Source organism: Mesobacillus sp. ABV4_180 (assembly GCF_056158485.1).
In genome coordinates, this window is sequence record NZ_JBSWTJ010000001.1 from 1,248,559 (window position 1) to 1,263,843 (window position 15,285).

The 15,285-nt window shown below is 42.6% G+C and carries 14 protein-coding genes; 11 read left to right on the forward strand and 3 right to left on the reverse strand.

The window, feature by feature from the left end; all coding sequences use genetic code 11:
- Positions 1-333 precede the first annotated feature (333 nt).
- The gene (locus tag ACXAEA_RS06250; RefSeq protein ID WP_475095049.1) at positions 334-1,107 is read left to right on the forward strand and encodes a phosphotransferase; all 774 of its coding nucleotides are present in this window, start codon (positions 334-336) and stop codon (positions 1,105-1,107) included.
- Between the two features lie 5 nt (positions 1,108-1,112).
- Here the strand turns inward: ACXAEA_RS06250 and ACXAEA_RS06255 are convergent, their stop codons facing one another.
- Positions 1,113-1,391: a YtzH-like family protein gene (locus tag ACXAEA_RS06255; protein ID WP_475095050.1), complete on the reverse strand. Its 279-nt coding sequence runs from the start codon at positions 1,389-1,391 to the stop codon at positions 1,113-1,115.
- Between the two features lie 158 nt (positions 1,392-1,549).
- On the opposite strand from ACXAEA_RS06255, the gene trmB reads away from it, so the two are divergent.
- Positions 1,550-2,194, forward strand: a complete 645-nt coding sequence (gene trmB / locus ACXAEA_RS06260; protein WP_475095051.1) for a tRNA (guanosine(46)-N7)-methyltransferase TrmB — start codon at positions 1,550-1,552, stop codon at positions 2,192-2,194.
- Between the two features lie 226 nt (positions 2,195-2,420).
- Positions 2,421-3,260 (forward strand): YtnP family quorum-quenching lactonase, encoded by an 840-nt coding sequence (locus ACXAEA_RS06265; RefSeq protein ID WP_475095052.1) that lies wholly within the window; start codon positions 2,421-2,423, stop codon positions 3,258-3,260.
- 29 nt (positions 3,261-3,289) lie between these two features.
- On the opposite strand, the gene ACXAEA_RS06270 is transcribed toward ACXAEA_RS06265, so the two are convergent.
- Complete coding sequence (locus tag ACXAEA_RS06270) at positions 3,290-3,604, reverse strand: PepSY domain-containing protein (RefSeq protein ID WP_475095053.1); 315 nt, start codon at positions 3,602-3,604, stop codon at positions 3,290-3,292.
- A 199-nt stretch (positions 3,605-3,803) separates the two neighbouring features.
- On the opposite strand from ACXAEA_RS06270, the gene ACXAEA_RS06275 reads away from it, so the two are divergent.
- The 8 genes from ACXAEA_RS06275 to murC all read left to right on the forward strand — a co-directional run bounded on the left by ACXAEA_RS06275 (position 3,804) and on the right by murC (position 13,912).
- Positions 3,804-4,877: a M42 family metallopeptidase gene (locus ACXAEA_RS06275; protein WP_475095054.1), complete on the forward strand. Its 1,074-nt coding sequence runs from the start codon at positions 3,804-3,806 to the stop codon at positions 4,875-4,877.
- A gap of 64 nt (positions 4,878-4,941) precedes the next feature.
- Positions 4,942-5,457 carry a DUF84 family protein gene (locus ACXAEA_RS06280; protein WP_475095055.1) on the forward strand — a complete coding sequence of 172 codons (516 nt, stop codon included), beginning with the start codon at positions 4,942-4,944 and terminating at the stop codon, positions 5,455-5,457.
- Between the two features lie 497 nt (positions 5,458-5,954).
- Positions 5,955-6,458: a hypothetical protein gene (locus ACXAEA_RS06285; protein WP_475095056.1), complete on the forward strand. Its 504-nt coding sequence runs from the start codon at positions 5,955-5,957 to the stop codon at positions 6,456-6,458.
- Positions 6,459-6,591: 133 nt separating this feature from the next.
- Positions 6,592-6,906 carry a thioredoxin family protein gene (locus tag ACXAEA_RS06290; protein WP_475095057.1) on the forward strand — a complete coding sequence of 105 codons (315 nt, stop codon included), beginning with the start codon at positions 6,592-6,594 and terminating at the stop codon, positions 6,904-6,906.
- A gap of 83 nt (positions 6,907-6,989) precedes the next feature.
- Positions 6,990-7,784: a DUF1444 domain-containing protein gene (locus ACXAEA_RS06295; protein ID WP_475095058.1), complete on the forward strand. Its 795-nt coding sequence runs from the start codon at positions 6,990-6,992 to the stop codon at positions 7,782-7,784.
- Positions 7,785-7,985: 201 nt separating this feature from the next.
- Entirely contained in the window at positions 7,986-11,174 is a 3,189-nt protein-coding gene (locus ACXAEA_RS06300; RefSeq protein WP_475095059.1) for a DNA translocase FtsK, read from the forward strand.
- An 84-nt stretch (positions 11,175-11,258) separates the two neighbouring features.
- On the forward strand, positions 11,259-12,359 hold the full coding sequence (locus ACXAEA_RS06305) for a nicotinate phosphoribosyltransferase (protein WP_475095060.1): 1,101 nt from the start codon (positions 11,259-11,261) through the stop codon (positions 12,357-12,359).
- Positions 12,360-12,607: 248 nt separating this feature from the next.
- Positions 12,608-13,912 (forward strand): UDP-N-acetylmuramate--L-alanine ligase, encoded by a 1,305-nt coding sequence (gene murC / locus ACXAEA_RS06310; RefSeq protein ID WP_475095061.1) that lies wholly within the window; start codon positions 12,608-12,610, stop codon positions 13,910-13,912.
- 35 nt (positions 13,913-13,947) lie between these two features.
- Here murC and ACXAEA_RS06315 read toward each other — a convergent pair whose 3' ends face one another.
- Positions 13,948-15,063 (reverse strand): aminopeptidase, encoded by a 1,116-nt coding sequence (locus ACXAEA_RS06315; protein WP_475095062.1) that lies wholly within the window; start codon positions 15,061-15,063, stop codon positions 13,948-13,950.
- Between the last annotated feature and the right edge of the window lie 222 nt (positions 15,064-15,285).

A 15,285-nucleotide genomic window follows, 5' to 3' on the forward strand; every position in this document is an offset into this window, starting at 1 on the left:
GACGTACAAAGCCTCTAGGAGATAAAATTTATAAGATAGCTATTGTGTGTATTTTTCTATCAATAGCTGTCTTTTACTTTATTAAATGCATTAACTTCTTTTACTTAGATTAATGTCCAGCTCCAGCGCCTAGCCCCTCGAGACGTTTCGGTCCGGCCAATGAAGTCAAAAAGCGACTTCACTGTCCGGCCCTCCAACGCTTGTCGGGGCTGACCAAAGGCGCTTGCGCTTTTCTTATTTCCGATAATAAGTACAACAGTGAATTTAGATTTTATAAATCCATTTCCGGTTTTTTGGCATAAGGGAAATAGTGATAAATGAAGGTGACTAACTTTGGAACATTTATTTGGACAGGATTGGGAGATTGTTCCTGCAGGCGGTGCAACTGGTGCTGCTTATTTCGCACAGCATGAAGAACAAAGGCTGTTTCTAAAACGTAATTCATCCCCTTTTCTTGCTGTACTCTCCGCAGAAGGAATCGTACCCAAGCTTGTTTGGACTAAAAGGTTAGAAAACGGAGATGTCATAACGGCGCAGCAGTGGATGAACGGCAGAGAGCTGAAGCCTGGGGATATGAACGATGACCGGGTGGCCAAGCTGCTGAAGAAAATCCATGCGTCAGAACCGCTTCTTGGGATGCTAACCAGGCTTGGTAAAAGCCCGCTTAAGCCAGAGATGATCCTTCATGCATTAAATGAGGAATTGGATGAAGACCTGCGAGCGAAGCCAGCAGTCATAGAATCATTGAAGTTCCTGGAAGAAAACGTCGATAAGGTCGACGATGATGAGAAAGTAGTCTGTCATTGCGATGTTAATCATAACAACTGGCTGCTTACAGAAGACAACCAGTTGTATTTAATTGATTGGGATGGGGCGATGATCGCTGACCCTGCAATCGATCTCGGACTTCTCCTATACTCCTATATACCTGCAGAAGAATGGGAGGCTTGGCTGAATAAATATGGAATCAGCCTGACCGAGGGACTGAGACAGCGGATGAAATGGTATGCACTTGCACAATCACTATCGTCCATCCAATGGCATAAGAATCAGAACCGAATTCCAGAAATGGAAAAATGGATTGAATTTTTAAAAGCACTTTTCTAATTTTTTTATGAGAATTGCCCGATGTCATTTACCCATTGGGATAACTGGCCTTGATTGGTCTGGATATGCTGTTCCAGGTCAGAGGCGTTGACGCCGTTCTGGCTATACTGGTAAACGTCCTGCAAGATTGATTTTATATTTCCGTCGACATTTGTGTTGACCATCAATGATTTAATCAGGCGTTCCAATTGTTGATACTCTGCAATCGATCCGCAGCAGTCTGTCTGCTGGTTGCTTAATATATCCTTTAATAAATTTACCTGGTCATGGTGGCTTAAAGGCACAATGATCACCCTTTCGTTTTAAAGGAATTCACATTTAGATTGTGGATTCCTTTTTGTGTTTATACATTTTGAGCGGAGGCTTCAGAAATTTCACCTTGAAAACATATGGGTTGCATGATATTGTTTGAAACGAATGAAAATAGTACAGAGGTGTCAAAATGAGACTAAGAAACAAGCCTTGGGCTAAAGATAAATTACAGCAATATTCGAATTATGTGGTCCATGGACCAGAACAATTCCGTGGGAATTGGGGAGAGGTCTTTGAAAAAGACCAGCCTCTCCACATTGAAATCGGTACCGGAAAAGGCCAGTTCATTACGGGAATGGCAAAAGCAAACCCTCACATCAACTATATCGGCATTGAGCTTCAGGAAAGCGTCATTGTGAGCGCACTGGACAAGCTGATTGAAGAAGATTTGCCAAACTGCAAACTGATGAACGTGAATGGTGCTGAGCTTGCAAATTATTTTGCAAGCGGAGATGTCAGCCGTGTTTATTTGAACTTCTCTGATCCATGGCCAAAAACCCGCCATGAAAAAAGAAGACTGACTTTCAAATCCTTCCTTGAAGTATATGAATCCATTCTTGTGAAAAATGGTGAAATCCACTTCAAAACAGATAACCAGGGATTATTTGAGTATTCTCTTATGAGCTTCTCACATTACGGCATGAAGCTTAACTATGTCAGCCTTGATCTTCATAACAGTGATTATGAAGAAAATATCATGACGGAATATGAAGAAAAATTCTCTTCAAGAGGCAGCCGCATTTACCGCTGTGAGGTTCAGTTTCAATCTAAGTAAGAAGTAAGGCCGGTCGATCATGTCGACTGGCTTTTTGCATGGATGGGGGATAATGTACAGATTTGTAACTAAAAAAACATTATTTTCCAGTTTCTATCAAAATGATAACTTCGCCAATAAAAATGGATTAAATAGCGTTTGCCTTTTAAAAAGAACAAATGGAAGGTGAATTATTTAAAAATTTCAAATCCCAGTGTTAAAATTATAAGAAAAAGGGGGAATAGTAATGGAAAAACTTGAGTTACGAAACGTTAAGCTGGAGTGGCTGAACGGCGGGGTCACTCATCTTGATGGAGGGGCTATGTTTGGTGTTGTCCCTAAGCCGCTTTGGGCGCGTAAATATGAAGTAAATGACAATAATCAAATAGAGTTAAGGGCAGATCCAATTTTAATCCAGGCTGAAGGGAAGAATTTCCTAGTTGAAAGCGGGATGGGAAATGGGAAACTGAATGAGAAGCAAAAACGCAATTTTGGTGTCCTTGAAGAATCGAGCCTCGATCAGGATCTGGACAAGCTTGGGTTAAAACCTGAAGACATTGATTATGTTTTAATGACACATATGCATTTCGACCACGCCTGCGGTTTGACGAAAGAAGTAAATGGCGAACTGGTCTCTGTTTTTCCAAATGCTAAGATTGTCACTTCCCAGATTGAATGGGACGAAATGCGCAACCCGAATATCCGCTCGAAGAGTACATATTGGAAAGAAAACTGGCAGGGGATTGAACAGCATGTTGAGACGTTTGAGAAGGAATGGGCGTTTGGCCCGCTGAAAATGATCCACACGGGGGGACATAGCGATGGCCATTCGATCCTGATCATTGAAGATGAAGATATGTCGGTCATCCATATGGCTGATATCATGCCGACCCATGCCCATCAAAATCCTCTCTGGGTTATGGCCTACGATGATTATCCAATGGATTCTATTTCTGCAAAACAGGAATGGTTAGAGTATGGAATCAGCAAGGATGCTTGGTTTACTTTTTACCACGATGCGGTATATCGTGCCATCAAGTTTGATCACGATGGGAAAATCAAAGAAACTCTTGAGAGAAAAAAATAGACCTGCATCAGCAGGTCTAATCCTTTGAGTTAATGTAGGGAATATGCATCGAGAATAGCGCCTGTGGATGCATCAGCAATAAATTCATATTGTTCAATCCTGCCATCCACATTGCGGGAGATGCCGCCTTTGTAGACCTGATACTCAATTGGCGGTTTTGAATAAGGCTCTGCCGTCATATTGATCCATGAGCCACTTATTGGCCCTGATTGCTTAAATGCTGCCTTTGCCTGATTCAGGACTTTATCAGCAGAGACGGTTTCTTTTTGTGAGTATAGTTCCTTTACCGCATAAGCACCTGCGAGTCCGGCACCAACGCCAATCAAAAAGGCTTTCCAGTTCATAGTCAAGGACCTCCAAGGTTATATATGGAATTTGATACCTTCATCATAACAAATCCGACTACTGGAGCAAAGCTATAATGCACCTAAAAAAACTTGAATGCCAGGAATAAGACTGGCAAGGATAATGAATGTTCTGTAAAATAAATGATATATACATATCCTTAGGAAAACTAAACTTTTGGTTAGAAGGAGCAGTGACATGAACGAGCAAACATTAAGCCTTTTTAAAACATTGACTGAATTGCCTGGAGCACCGGGAAATGAGCATGCGGTCCGCAGCTTCATGAAAGAGGAATTAGCTAAGTATTCAGATGAGCTGATCCAGGATAAATTGGGAAGTGTTTTTGGAGTAAAAAAGGGCGATGCGAACGGTCCGAAAATCATGGTAGCAGGCCATATGGATGAAGTTGGCTTCATGGTCACATCCATTACAAAGAACGGCATGATCAGATTCCAGCCACTTGGCGGATGGTGGAGCCAGGTATTGTTGGCTCAGCGCGTTCAAATTATGACAAACAATGGCCCAGTAACCGGGGTGATCGGCTCAATCCCTCCTCATCTTTTGGATGAAGCGAAACGCAACAAACCGATGGAAATCAAGAATATGCTGGTCGATATCGGTGCTGATGATAAGGAAGATGCCATTAAGATCGGCATCAAACCAGGACAGCAAATCGTGCCTATTTGCCCGTTCACGCCAATGGCAAATGAAAAAAAGATTCTTGCAAAGGCATGGGATAACCGCTATGGCTGCGGACTGGCGATTGAATTGCTAAAAGAAACAAAAGATATCCAGCTGCCAAATATGTTATACTCCGGCGCAACTGTCCAGGAGGAAGTAGGCCTAAGAGGAGCGCAGACAGCTGCCAATATGATCGACCCTGACATTTTCTTCGCTCTTGACGCGAGCCCGGCAAACGATATGTCAGGTGACAAAAATGAATTTGGCCAGCTTGGCAAAGGAACATTGCTGAGGATTCTCGACCGCTCTATGGTCACACATCGCGGCATGAGAGAATTCATCCTCGATATGGCTGAAACCCACCATATTCCTTACCAGTATTTCGTTTCCCAGGGTGGAACGGATGCAGGAAGAGTGCATACTGCAAATGAAGGCATTCCAAGCGCAGTAATCGGCATTTGCTCCCGTTACATCCATACCGCTGCATCGATGATCCATGTCGATGACTATGCAGCAGCAAAAGAATTGCTCGTCAAGCTAGTCAAAGCTTGCGATAAAACAACAGTGGAAACAATTAAAAATAATAGCTAATGAAACAGCGATTAGGGGCAGCTAAAAACTGCTCCTTTTTCATGGACGGAAGGTGGTACTTAAGATGAAAGTAGCAGTTGGATCAAAGAACCCTGCAAAAATTTCTGCGGTAGAGGAAGCATTTAAGGAGTTTCCATACGAAATCATCGCAGTTGATGCTGAATCAGGTGTAAGCGACCAGCCGATGTCAGATGAGGAAACAATTAAAGGCGCGATCAACAGGGCAATACAGGCTGCAGAACAGGGAAGCGCTGATATTGGAATAGGATTAGAAGGCGGGGTCCAGCAAACTCCGTTTGGCCTGATGCTTTGCAATTGGGGAGCCTTGGCGGTGAAAGGCATGGAGCCAATCATTGCCGGAGGTGCGAGGATTCCTCTCCCTATGGAGATAGCTCAAAGATTATTGGCTGGAGAAGAACTTGGTCCAGTGATGGACGATTATGCCAAGAAACAAAATGTTCGGAAAAACGAAGGCGCAGTAGGCATCTTGACCAATGGACAAATCAACAGGAGCGAAATGTTCACACATGTCATGCAGCTGCTTGTCGGACAATATGAATATCAGATAGGGAAAAAGTAAAAGCCGTTTGCTAGTTTTGTTTGAACATAGGTGATTTTCGATCTGAAGCTGGAATGGTGGACCGGTTGTCCGCCTATTATGAATGAAACTACTTATATACCCGTAAAACGGGTTTAGTCTGGATTACGGTTACATAAATGCCGTTTATGTGACCGTGAAACTGATTTTCTAAGGATTACGGTAACATAAATGCCGTTTATGTGCCCGTAAATATGAATTCTCACGAATTACGGTCACATGTTTAGGAATTATGTTCCTCTAATTCATAAATCACAGGTTTTAAGTTCACAAATAATTTACCAGACTCTATCTTTCAAGAAGACTTATACTCCTAAAATTACCCTTTTAAAAATGTATATTCCTAAAGATTTCTCGACAAATTTCTGAAAAATACCTAAAATTCCAACAAAAAGTATTCGACAACCCTTGTCACTTAATAAACAAGAAAGGTATGATAGAAAAGGAGTGGTTAAGTCCTTAACAAGGAGGTAAAAAGTATGATGAAGTTCATTAGAACTTTTGGGCTTGTTATAATAGGAGTATTACTCATGGGCGCTTGTTCTTCCTCATTTCCGGAACAGTTAGCTGATGCAAAAGGGGAAGTTAAGAATACTTTTGAAAGCAAACCTGAAAAAACAAACAATAGTTCAAAAGACATAGAGTATTACCTGCCTGCTGGTGTGAAAGTCGAAGAGGAAACGCCAAATAATGTTTTGCTCAAAGACGGTGACAAGACATTTATTCTTTTTTATAATCAGCATGAAAAGGCTGACAGTAAAGTCGTCTATGAATCAACCATGAAGCAGCAAAAGGAATGGGATTCTAATGAAACTTTCGTTCAAGACGGCAAGTTTGGCTATATGCTTGTCAAAAAAATGAAAGAAGAGCACTATCAGCTCATTGTCGGGATTGGCGGCGTCAAGTTGACAACCGAAACTGACGACATAAAAGAAGATGCTGAAGCATTAATGGTAATCGCCAATTCTGTGAATGTGAAATAACGCCGTCATTTGACGGTGTTTTTCTTTTTCTTAATGGTGATAGACTCTATAATAAAACAGATTTGTTTCTTTTTTATTTTTCCATGGGTAAAATAAATGGAGTACAATGAGATTTTTACCAGGAGGATTTGCTATGAAAAACTTGGAATCAATGGAACAGCTCGAAACGTTGAAAAATGATGGAAAACATATATTTTTATTTACTGCAGACTGGTGCCCCGATTGCCGAGTGATTGATCCTGTGCTGCCAGAGATTGAAAGCAAATACAGTGAGTATCAATTCATTTCTGTTGACCGGGATGAATTCATCGACCTGTGCATCCAGCTAGACGTGTTTGGGATCCCAAGTTTCATCGCTTTTGAAAATGGGAAAGAGCTTGGACGTTTTGTAAGCAAGAACAGAAAGACACAGCAGGAAATTGAAAACTTCATTGAAGGCCTAGCTTAACCGTTTCCCTCCATCTTTTGAGGTGGAGGGAAATTTCATGTAAAATGGTTGCAGAAACTCCTGAAGAAATGGAGGATTTATTCATGGATAGCAGAAAAATGCGGAAAGAACTGGAGGAACGGCTTCAGCACCCTGACCGGACATTTTCCTATGACCGGGAAAAAGACCAGTTGAGAATCGAAAACACAAATACTGGCCGCGGCATCACAATCGCTCTGCCTGGAATTGTTGCCAAATGGCAGGAACAGAAGGAAAAGGCGATTGAAGAGGTCGTCTATTATGTTTCCGAAGGCCTGAACGCAATGGAAAGCCGGCTAGAGCTTTCAGGAAAAGAGAAAAATATCTATCCGGTCATCCGCTCTACATCATTTCCCTCAGAAGCGGAAGAAGGAGTTCCTTTCTTTTATGACGAACATACTGCGGAAACAAGAATTTATTACGCATTGGATTTAGGCAGTACATACAGGCTGATTGATTCTAAGCTTTTGCAAAAAGAAGGATGGTCTGAGAAGCAGGTTCGGGAAACAGCATTGTTCAATGTTCGCTCGCTGTCAGTAAAGCTTAAAGAAGACCGCGTGGCCGATAACACCTTTTATTTCCTTAATTCAAATGATGGCTATGATGCCAGCAGGATCCTGAATACGAGTTTCCTGAATGAAATGAAGAAAAGGATGAAAGGCACCATGGCTGTAGCTGTTCCTCACCAGGATGTTTTGATAATCGCTGATGTGGAAAATAACACAGGTTATGATATTTTGGCACAGATGACGATGAGCTTTTTTGCGAGTGGCAGAGTGCCGATCACTGCCTTGAGTTTCCTTTACGAAGACGGTGAATTAGAACCGATCTTCATTTTAGGAAAGACGACAAAGGAATAAACTGATTTCAGTAAAAGCCCGAAACCCACGGGCTTTTTCCTTTTAATACTTATGTTGTAAGGTTTTGTAAATATATAAGCCGAAAGTTTATTTTCAGTGCAAATTATTCTCGTAAAAAATGCTCATTCTTTCAATTTATCTCGAAAAATACCGATTAACTGTTAAAATAGTAATGAAATGCGAAAGAAAGAGTGATTTATATTGAGTTGGATAAAAAAGATTTTTACTATGTTCCAAAATGATGAAGAAAATGAATTTGATGATATCGAACAAGAGAAAACAAAATCGAAACCAGTTAAAATTGAAAAAAATCAAAATAAAGATATCGAAGCCAGAGTTTTGTATCAATATCCAAAAGGCCAGTTTCGCTTCCCGCTGATTCCAGATGGGCAGCCAGAAACTCAACAGGAAAACAGCAAAAAAAATCGTCCAGAAAGAGTTAAACCAATTGTTGAAGTAAAGCCTTTTTTCAATGAGCATGGCTCACTGCCAATGAAGAATGATAACTATTCAATAACCGGTACATTTGCCAACCAGCGAAATGAATCTGAGCGAAAGACACCGAATAAAGCCGGCCGGGAACCGCTTAAGAAAAATGAAGCCACAAGGCATAAGCCCGTGAAGGAGCCCGTCTCGCAATTTAAATATGAACCTCGGAAGGACAGCGGTCCAAAATTCAGACAGCCGTTCAAGCCAACAGAAATTCCATCGCCGATCTATGCGTATAATAGACCACCCCAAAAACCACAGCCGGAAAAAAAGAGTATGGAAGAAGTTGAGTATGAACTGACCGGGTTTGAAGGGAATCAGGAAAGTGTTGATGCGTATAGCTTGAATGAAGAAATTAACGGTTTTCCAGAGTTCAACGAAGTGAAAGAAACAAGCTTAAATACCGGTACCTTCGAAGACCAGGAACAGGAAATCTACATAGAAGACGACCTCGCAGAAACTCTAGAAACGGAAATAAGCATGGTGGAACTCGATGTCGATCCTGAAGATGACCAGTTAGAACTTGAAAACGTGGAAAATGAAGAACAAGATGATCTTGAAACAGAAGCGATTAACCATATCCTGAATTTGGAGCTGGAGGAACATCCAAATGATCAGGCATATGAAAGCGATGAAATCCAGCCTGCAGAAGAAGCCGTTAAAGATGCAGTTTATCCTGCTCAAGAAGGGTTCAAATATGGTGATGAATCACCTTTTGAAGAGAGAGAAGAGGCCCAAACAGAAGTGGGGATTAGCACTGAATTGGAAAAAAGCCATGCTGCGGATTCAGAGATTACTGAAAAGCCACGAGCCAAAAGGCAGCTTCCATTCAATGTAATCATGCTTAAACAGGATAAGAAGAAATGGGAAGAGCGACAAGTCTCCAAATATCCTTCTTTTATGGCAGAAGGAAGGAAGACAGTTCAAGCGGAGCAGGCAGCTGCAGTTGAACGAGAAATTGCGCCAACTGATCTGGGCCAGGAAGTACCCGTAGCTGTGCCCCAGCCTGGCAATCAACCAAGTGTGAATCAGCTGGATGTTCAGCCAGGTGCCGACCTGGTAGAAGCTCAGCCAACTACACTTGCATCGCATCCAAGTGTCAAGGCGGAAGAAGTTCAACCAGTTTCGCTAGAATCTCGGCCAGGTGCCAAACAGGAAGAAGTTCAGCCACTTTCGCTTGAATCTCATCCAGGTGCCAACCAGGAAGAAGTTCAGTCACTTTCGCTCGAATCTCAGCCAAGTGCCAAACAGGAAGAAGTTCAGTCACTTTCGCTCGAATCTCAGCCAAGTGCCAAACAGGATGACATTCAATCGGTTTCAAAGGAAATACAGCCAGCAGCCCGGCAGATAGAAGTTGAATCAAATTCGCAGGAAGCTAAGCCAAGTGCCAAGCTTGCAGAATCTCAACCAGTTGCGCCTGTAATTCAGCCAGCTGTCAAAAATGTTCCTGTTCAGGCGGAAGAGCCGTCTTTCATGGAATACGATTTCCCTCCGCTGGAACTATTGAGCCCGCCGGTCTTTAAGGCTCCGGATCCAGAATGGCTTGCGGAGCAGGAACATATGCTGAATGAAACCTTGAGGAATTTTAACGTAGGAGCCCGCGTGGTCAATATGACGCAAGGTCCTTCTGTTACACGCTTTGAGGTGCAGCCTGAACCCGGAGTCAAAGTCAATAAAATTACGAATCTATCAGATGACATCAAGCTTAGCCTTGCAGCGAAGGATATACGAATCGAAGCGCCAATCCCAGGAAAGCATACGATTGGGATTGAAGTGCCGAACCATTCGAGCAGGCCGGTTTTATTAAGTGAGATTTTACAATCCAGCGGTTTCCTTGAGCATGAATCGCCTCTGGCTGTTGCTCTTGGTCTCGATATTGCCGGTAAACCGATTGTCACAGACCTGAAGAAAATGCCGCACGGTCTGATTGCGGGGGCGACAGGTTCTGGTAAGAGTGTTTGTATCAATACCATGCTGGTAAGTCTTTTGTATAAAGCACATCCAGATGATGTAAAGCTGCTGCTAATTGATCCAAAGATGGTCGAGCTGGCGCCTTATAATCAGATTCCGCATTTGGTCAGTCCGGTCATTACGGATGTAAAAGCAGCGACTGCATCACTGAAGTGGGCTGTAGAAGAGATGGAACGCAGATACGAGTTGTTCGCTCACGCTGGCGTCCGTGACATCAACCGATTCAATGAGCTCGCCATCAAGCACCGCAGATTCTCTGAAAAGCTTCCTTTTATCGTCATCGTTATTGACGAGCTGGCAGACTTGATGATGATGGCGCCTGCAGATGTGGAAGAAGCGATTTGCCGAATTGCACAGAAGGCACGTGCATGTGGTATCCATTTAATCATCGCGACCCAGCGTCCATCTGTGGATGTCATTACCGGGCTAATTAAAGCGAATGTCCCTACTAGGATCGCATTCTCAGTTTCTTCCCAGATCGATTCAAGAACGATCATTGACATAAGCGGCGCAGAGAAGCTGCTCGGTCGAGGCGATATGCTCTTCCTTGAAAATGGATCATCAAAACCATTCCGTCTCCAGGGAACATTCGTAACAGACAATGAAATTGACGATGTTGTCGCTTTTGCCAGGGAACAGCGCGCTCCCCAATACTTATTTGAGCAGGAAGAGCTCCTGAAGAAGGCGCAAATCAGTGAAGATGAAGATGAACTATTCTACGATGCCTGTGAGTTTGTCGTCGACCAGGGCTCTGCTTCGACTTCAAGCGTCCAGCGCAGGTTCAAAATAGGTTATAATCGGGCAGCCAGATTGATTGAAATGATGGAACAGCAGGGATTCATTTCTGAGGGACGAGGAAGCAAGCCGAGGGATGTCCTGATCTCTGCAGCAGACCTTGAGGCCTTTCAGGAGACTAGTACATTCAATTAATAAATGGTATTCTTTATTTGCATGTACTCATAATAAGGATATATGCCTAAAAACCTATTGGTTGATGTTGAAGGAGCTTTTTGGATGAAAGAAATCGAATTGAAAATGCAGGGGAAAATCAGCCGCCTGACAAATCATACATTTAAATTTGATGAAAGAATCAGGGACGGCTGGTTTTCAGCCGTGTATTTTCTTAAGACAAGAGAGCTTGTAAAGAAATACCATGAAGATAATATAATCACGATGCAGTTCTTCCAAAAGGATGAGGCAGTCCTTTGCGGGACAGATGAGGTGATCGCCCTTGTGCAATCATTTGCTGACAATCCTGAAGAGCTGGAGATTTATTCACTTAAGGATGGAGATAAGATCGCTCCGTTTGAAACAGTCCTGACAATTACAGGACCATATCAGAATTTCGGCTACCTAGAAGGAATCATCGATGGAATTCTTGCCAGAAGGACTTCTGTCGCCACAAATGTTTATAATGTGGTCAAAGCAGCAAGTGTTTCAGGAAGGCAAAAACCGGTGATTTTCATGGGAGACCGTGATGATCATTATACGACACAGGCTGGGGATGGGTATGCAGCCTATATTGGCGGAGCCACTGCCCAGGCAACACATGCGATGAACGAATGGTGGGGCAAGCAGGGTATGGGAACAATGCCGCATGCTCTTATCCAGCTGTTCAACGGAGATATCGTTTCCGCTACCCATGCTTACCACGAAACATTCCCGAATGATGACTTGATTGCCCTTGTCGACTATAATAATGACGCAATCACGGATTCTCTGAAAGTAGCTCGGGAGTTTGGAGAAAAGCTTAAGGGAGTCAGGGTCGATACTTCACGTACACTTATTGACCAGTATTTCCTTCGCAACCAGCACCTCCTTGGAACTTTCGATCCGCGAGGAGTCAATGCTGAGCTAATTTTCGCTCTAAGAAAAGCGCTTGATGATGAGGGCTTCAACCATGTCAAAATTGTCGTAAGCGGCGGCTTCAGCGAAAAAAGAATTCTTGAATTCGAAAAACATAATGTGCCGGTTGACATGTATGGTGTAGGAGGAAGCCTTTTAAAGCTTAAAATAGGCTTTACGGGTGACAATGTCATGTTGAACGGGAAGCATCAGGCGAAGTCGGGAAGAAAATTCAGGCCAAACCCGCGCCTTGAAAAAGTAGAATTCTAAGAAGCAAAATTACTTTATTAGTTTGGAAGTTGTTCTTTAAGGGAAAACGTACATTTATCAAACATTTCGGTTTTTTAATGAAACTGTGTTATTTATAATAATGATGTTATAATGGTTCAATAAATTAAAAAGATAGATATAAAATCCGCTTTTTTGTCCTGTGGCTGAGCTGGTCCGGGGCGAAATGAGCAAAACAGGATATCTGTCATATACTGTGTTACATACAGACGTTGTTGGAGGTTCTTTATATGACTATTTACCATTTTGTAGGTATAAAGGGGTCTGGAATGAGTGCTTTGGCTCAAGTTCTCCATGATATGGGTTATCAGGTACAGGGCTCCGATTATGACAAGCACTTTTTTACCCAGGTAGCTCTGGAGAAATCTGGAATAAAGATCCTTCCGTTTAATAAGGAAAATATACAGCCCGGGTTGACCATCATTGCAGGCAATGCCTATCCGGATACTCACGAAGAGATCCAGGAAGCGATGAAGCACGGTCTTCCAATCATAAGATATCACCGGTTCTTGGGTGATTTTATGCAGAACTTTACCAGTGTTGCGATTACAGGTGCACATGGCAAAACATCGACTACGGGTTTGCTTGCACATGTGATGAGGGGCGCAAAGCCTACATCATTCCTGATTGGCGATGGTACTGGAAAAGGTGACAGGGATGCTCAGTACTTTGTATTTGAAGCATGTGAGTACCGACGCCATTTCCTTTCCTATTTCCCTGATTATGCAATCATGACAAATATTGATTTTGACCATCCGGATTATTTCGCAAATATTGATGATGTTTTCTCTGCTTTCCAGGAAATGTCCTGGCAAGTCAAAAAAGGAATCTTTGCGTGCGGTGATGATGAGCAGCTTCAAAAAATCCAGGCGAAAGTTCCAGTTGTATTTTATGGTTTCGGGGAAGAAAATGATTTTCAGGCCCGAAATATCGTAAAATCGACAAATGGGACTACCTTTGATGTTTTTGTCAGGAATACGTTCTATGACACATTCTCAATCCCGGCGTTTGGTGACCATAATGTCCTGAACTCGCTTGCCGTCATTGCGTTGTGCCATTATGAAAACATTGAGTCAAAGGTGATCCAGGCACAGCTGGAAACTTTTGAAGGCGTTAAAAGAAGATTCTCTGAAAAGAAGGTTGCGGACCAGATCCTTATTGATGATTATGCCCACCATCCAACAGAAATCAAAGCAACAATCGATGCAGCAAAACAGAAATATCCTGACCGTGAAATCGTAGCAGTATTTCAGCCGCATACTTTCACGAGAACCCAGGCGTTCCTGAATGAGTTTGCTGACACCCTTAATAAAGCAGACAAAGTATATCTTTGCGAAATTTTCGGCTCTGCCCGCGAGATTCACGGGAAGCTCTCCATCACGGACCTTAAAGATAAAATCGATGGAGCTGAAATTATTTCGGAAGAAGATACTTCAATCCTTAAGACGCATGAAAGCGGCGTTCTTCTTTTCATGGGTGCCGGTGATATCCAGAAATTTCAGGAAGCGTATGAAAAACAATTGCAGGTAAAATAAAAAGGATGCTGGCCATTGGCCGCATCCTTTTCTCTTTATTTAAGATTTTCAGGATTAAGTACTTCAAGTTCTGGAATGACAAAACGTCCATCTTTTCGGATCAGGACATCATCAAAGTAGATTTCTCCACCGCCGTATTCCGGACGCTGAATGTTGACCATATCCCAGTGGATGTTAGAATGGTTGCCATTGAAAGCATCATCATAGCATTGTCCAGGAGTGAAATGGAAGCTTCCATCGATTTTTTCATCGAACAGGATGTCCTGCATTGGATGAAGGATATAAGGATTCACACCGATCGCGAATTCGCCAATGAATCTTGCACCTTCATCAGTATCGAAAATCTTGTTGATGCGCTCACTGTCATTAGCTGATGCTTCTACGATTTTACCATCCCTGAATGTCAGTTTAACATTCTCAAACGTAAATCCTTGGTATGGTGAAGGTGTGTTGTATGTGATGACTCCATTGACGGAGTCGCGTACAGGAGCTGTATAGACTTCACCATCAGGGATATTCAGTTCGCCCGCACATTTTACAGCTGGGATATCTTTGATTGAAAAAGTAAGGTCTGTTCCTGGCCCAGTGATTCTCACTTTGTCAGTGCGGTTCATCAAATCAGCCAGGCTGTCCATTGCCTTATCCATTTTTCCGTAATCAAGGTTACACACATTGAAGTAGAAATCCTCGAATGCCTCTGTGCTCATTTTTGCCAACTGGGCCATGGCAGAGTTTGGATAGCGAAGAACCACCCATTTCGTTTTTGGAACACGGATATCTCTATGTACCTTCTTTCCTATAGTGTTGCCATGAATCTTCATTTTGTCCGCTGGAACATCAGCGTGCTCATTGATGTTATCCCCTGAACGCAGCCCGATGTAGGCATCCATTTTGCCCATTACATTCGCTTCAAAGTCCGCAATCATGTCAAATTGCTCCTGCTGCGCACCCATAAGAAGGGCACGGTCAACCTGGTGGTCCTTCAAAGAAACGAATGGGTATCCACCCGCTTCGTATGCTTCTTTAACAAGAGCCGTAACAAGTTCCCTTTGAATTCCGAAGTTTTCGATCAGGACTTTTTCGCCTTTTTGGAGCTTTACAGAATAATTAATCAGATTTTTTGCCAGTGTTTGAATACGTGGGTCTTTCACCAACATCACTCCTATGTATTAAAATAAAGCACATATCCATATTGTAACCGAAACGCGACAATTTGTGCTCTTTTCCTTATAACACTTATAGGCTGATTTATTTCTTAGACATTTAGAGGCCAATCTCACTTTGAAATTTCCATTAAAGCTGATTTCTTAGACATTTCGAAGACAATCTCAAACAGAAATGTCCATTAAAGCCAGTTTCTTAGACATTTCAAA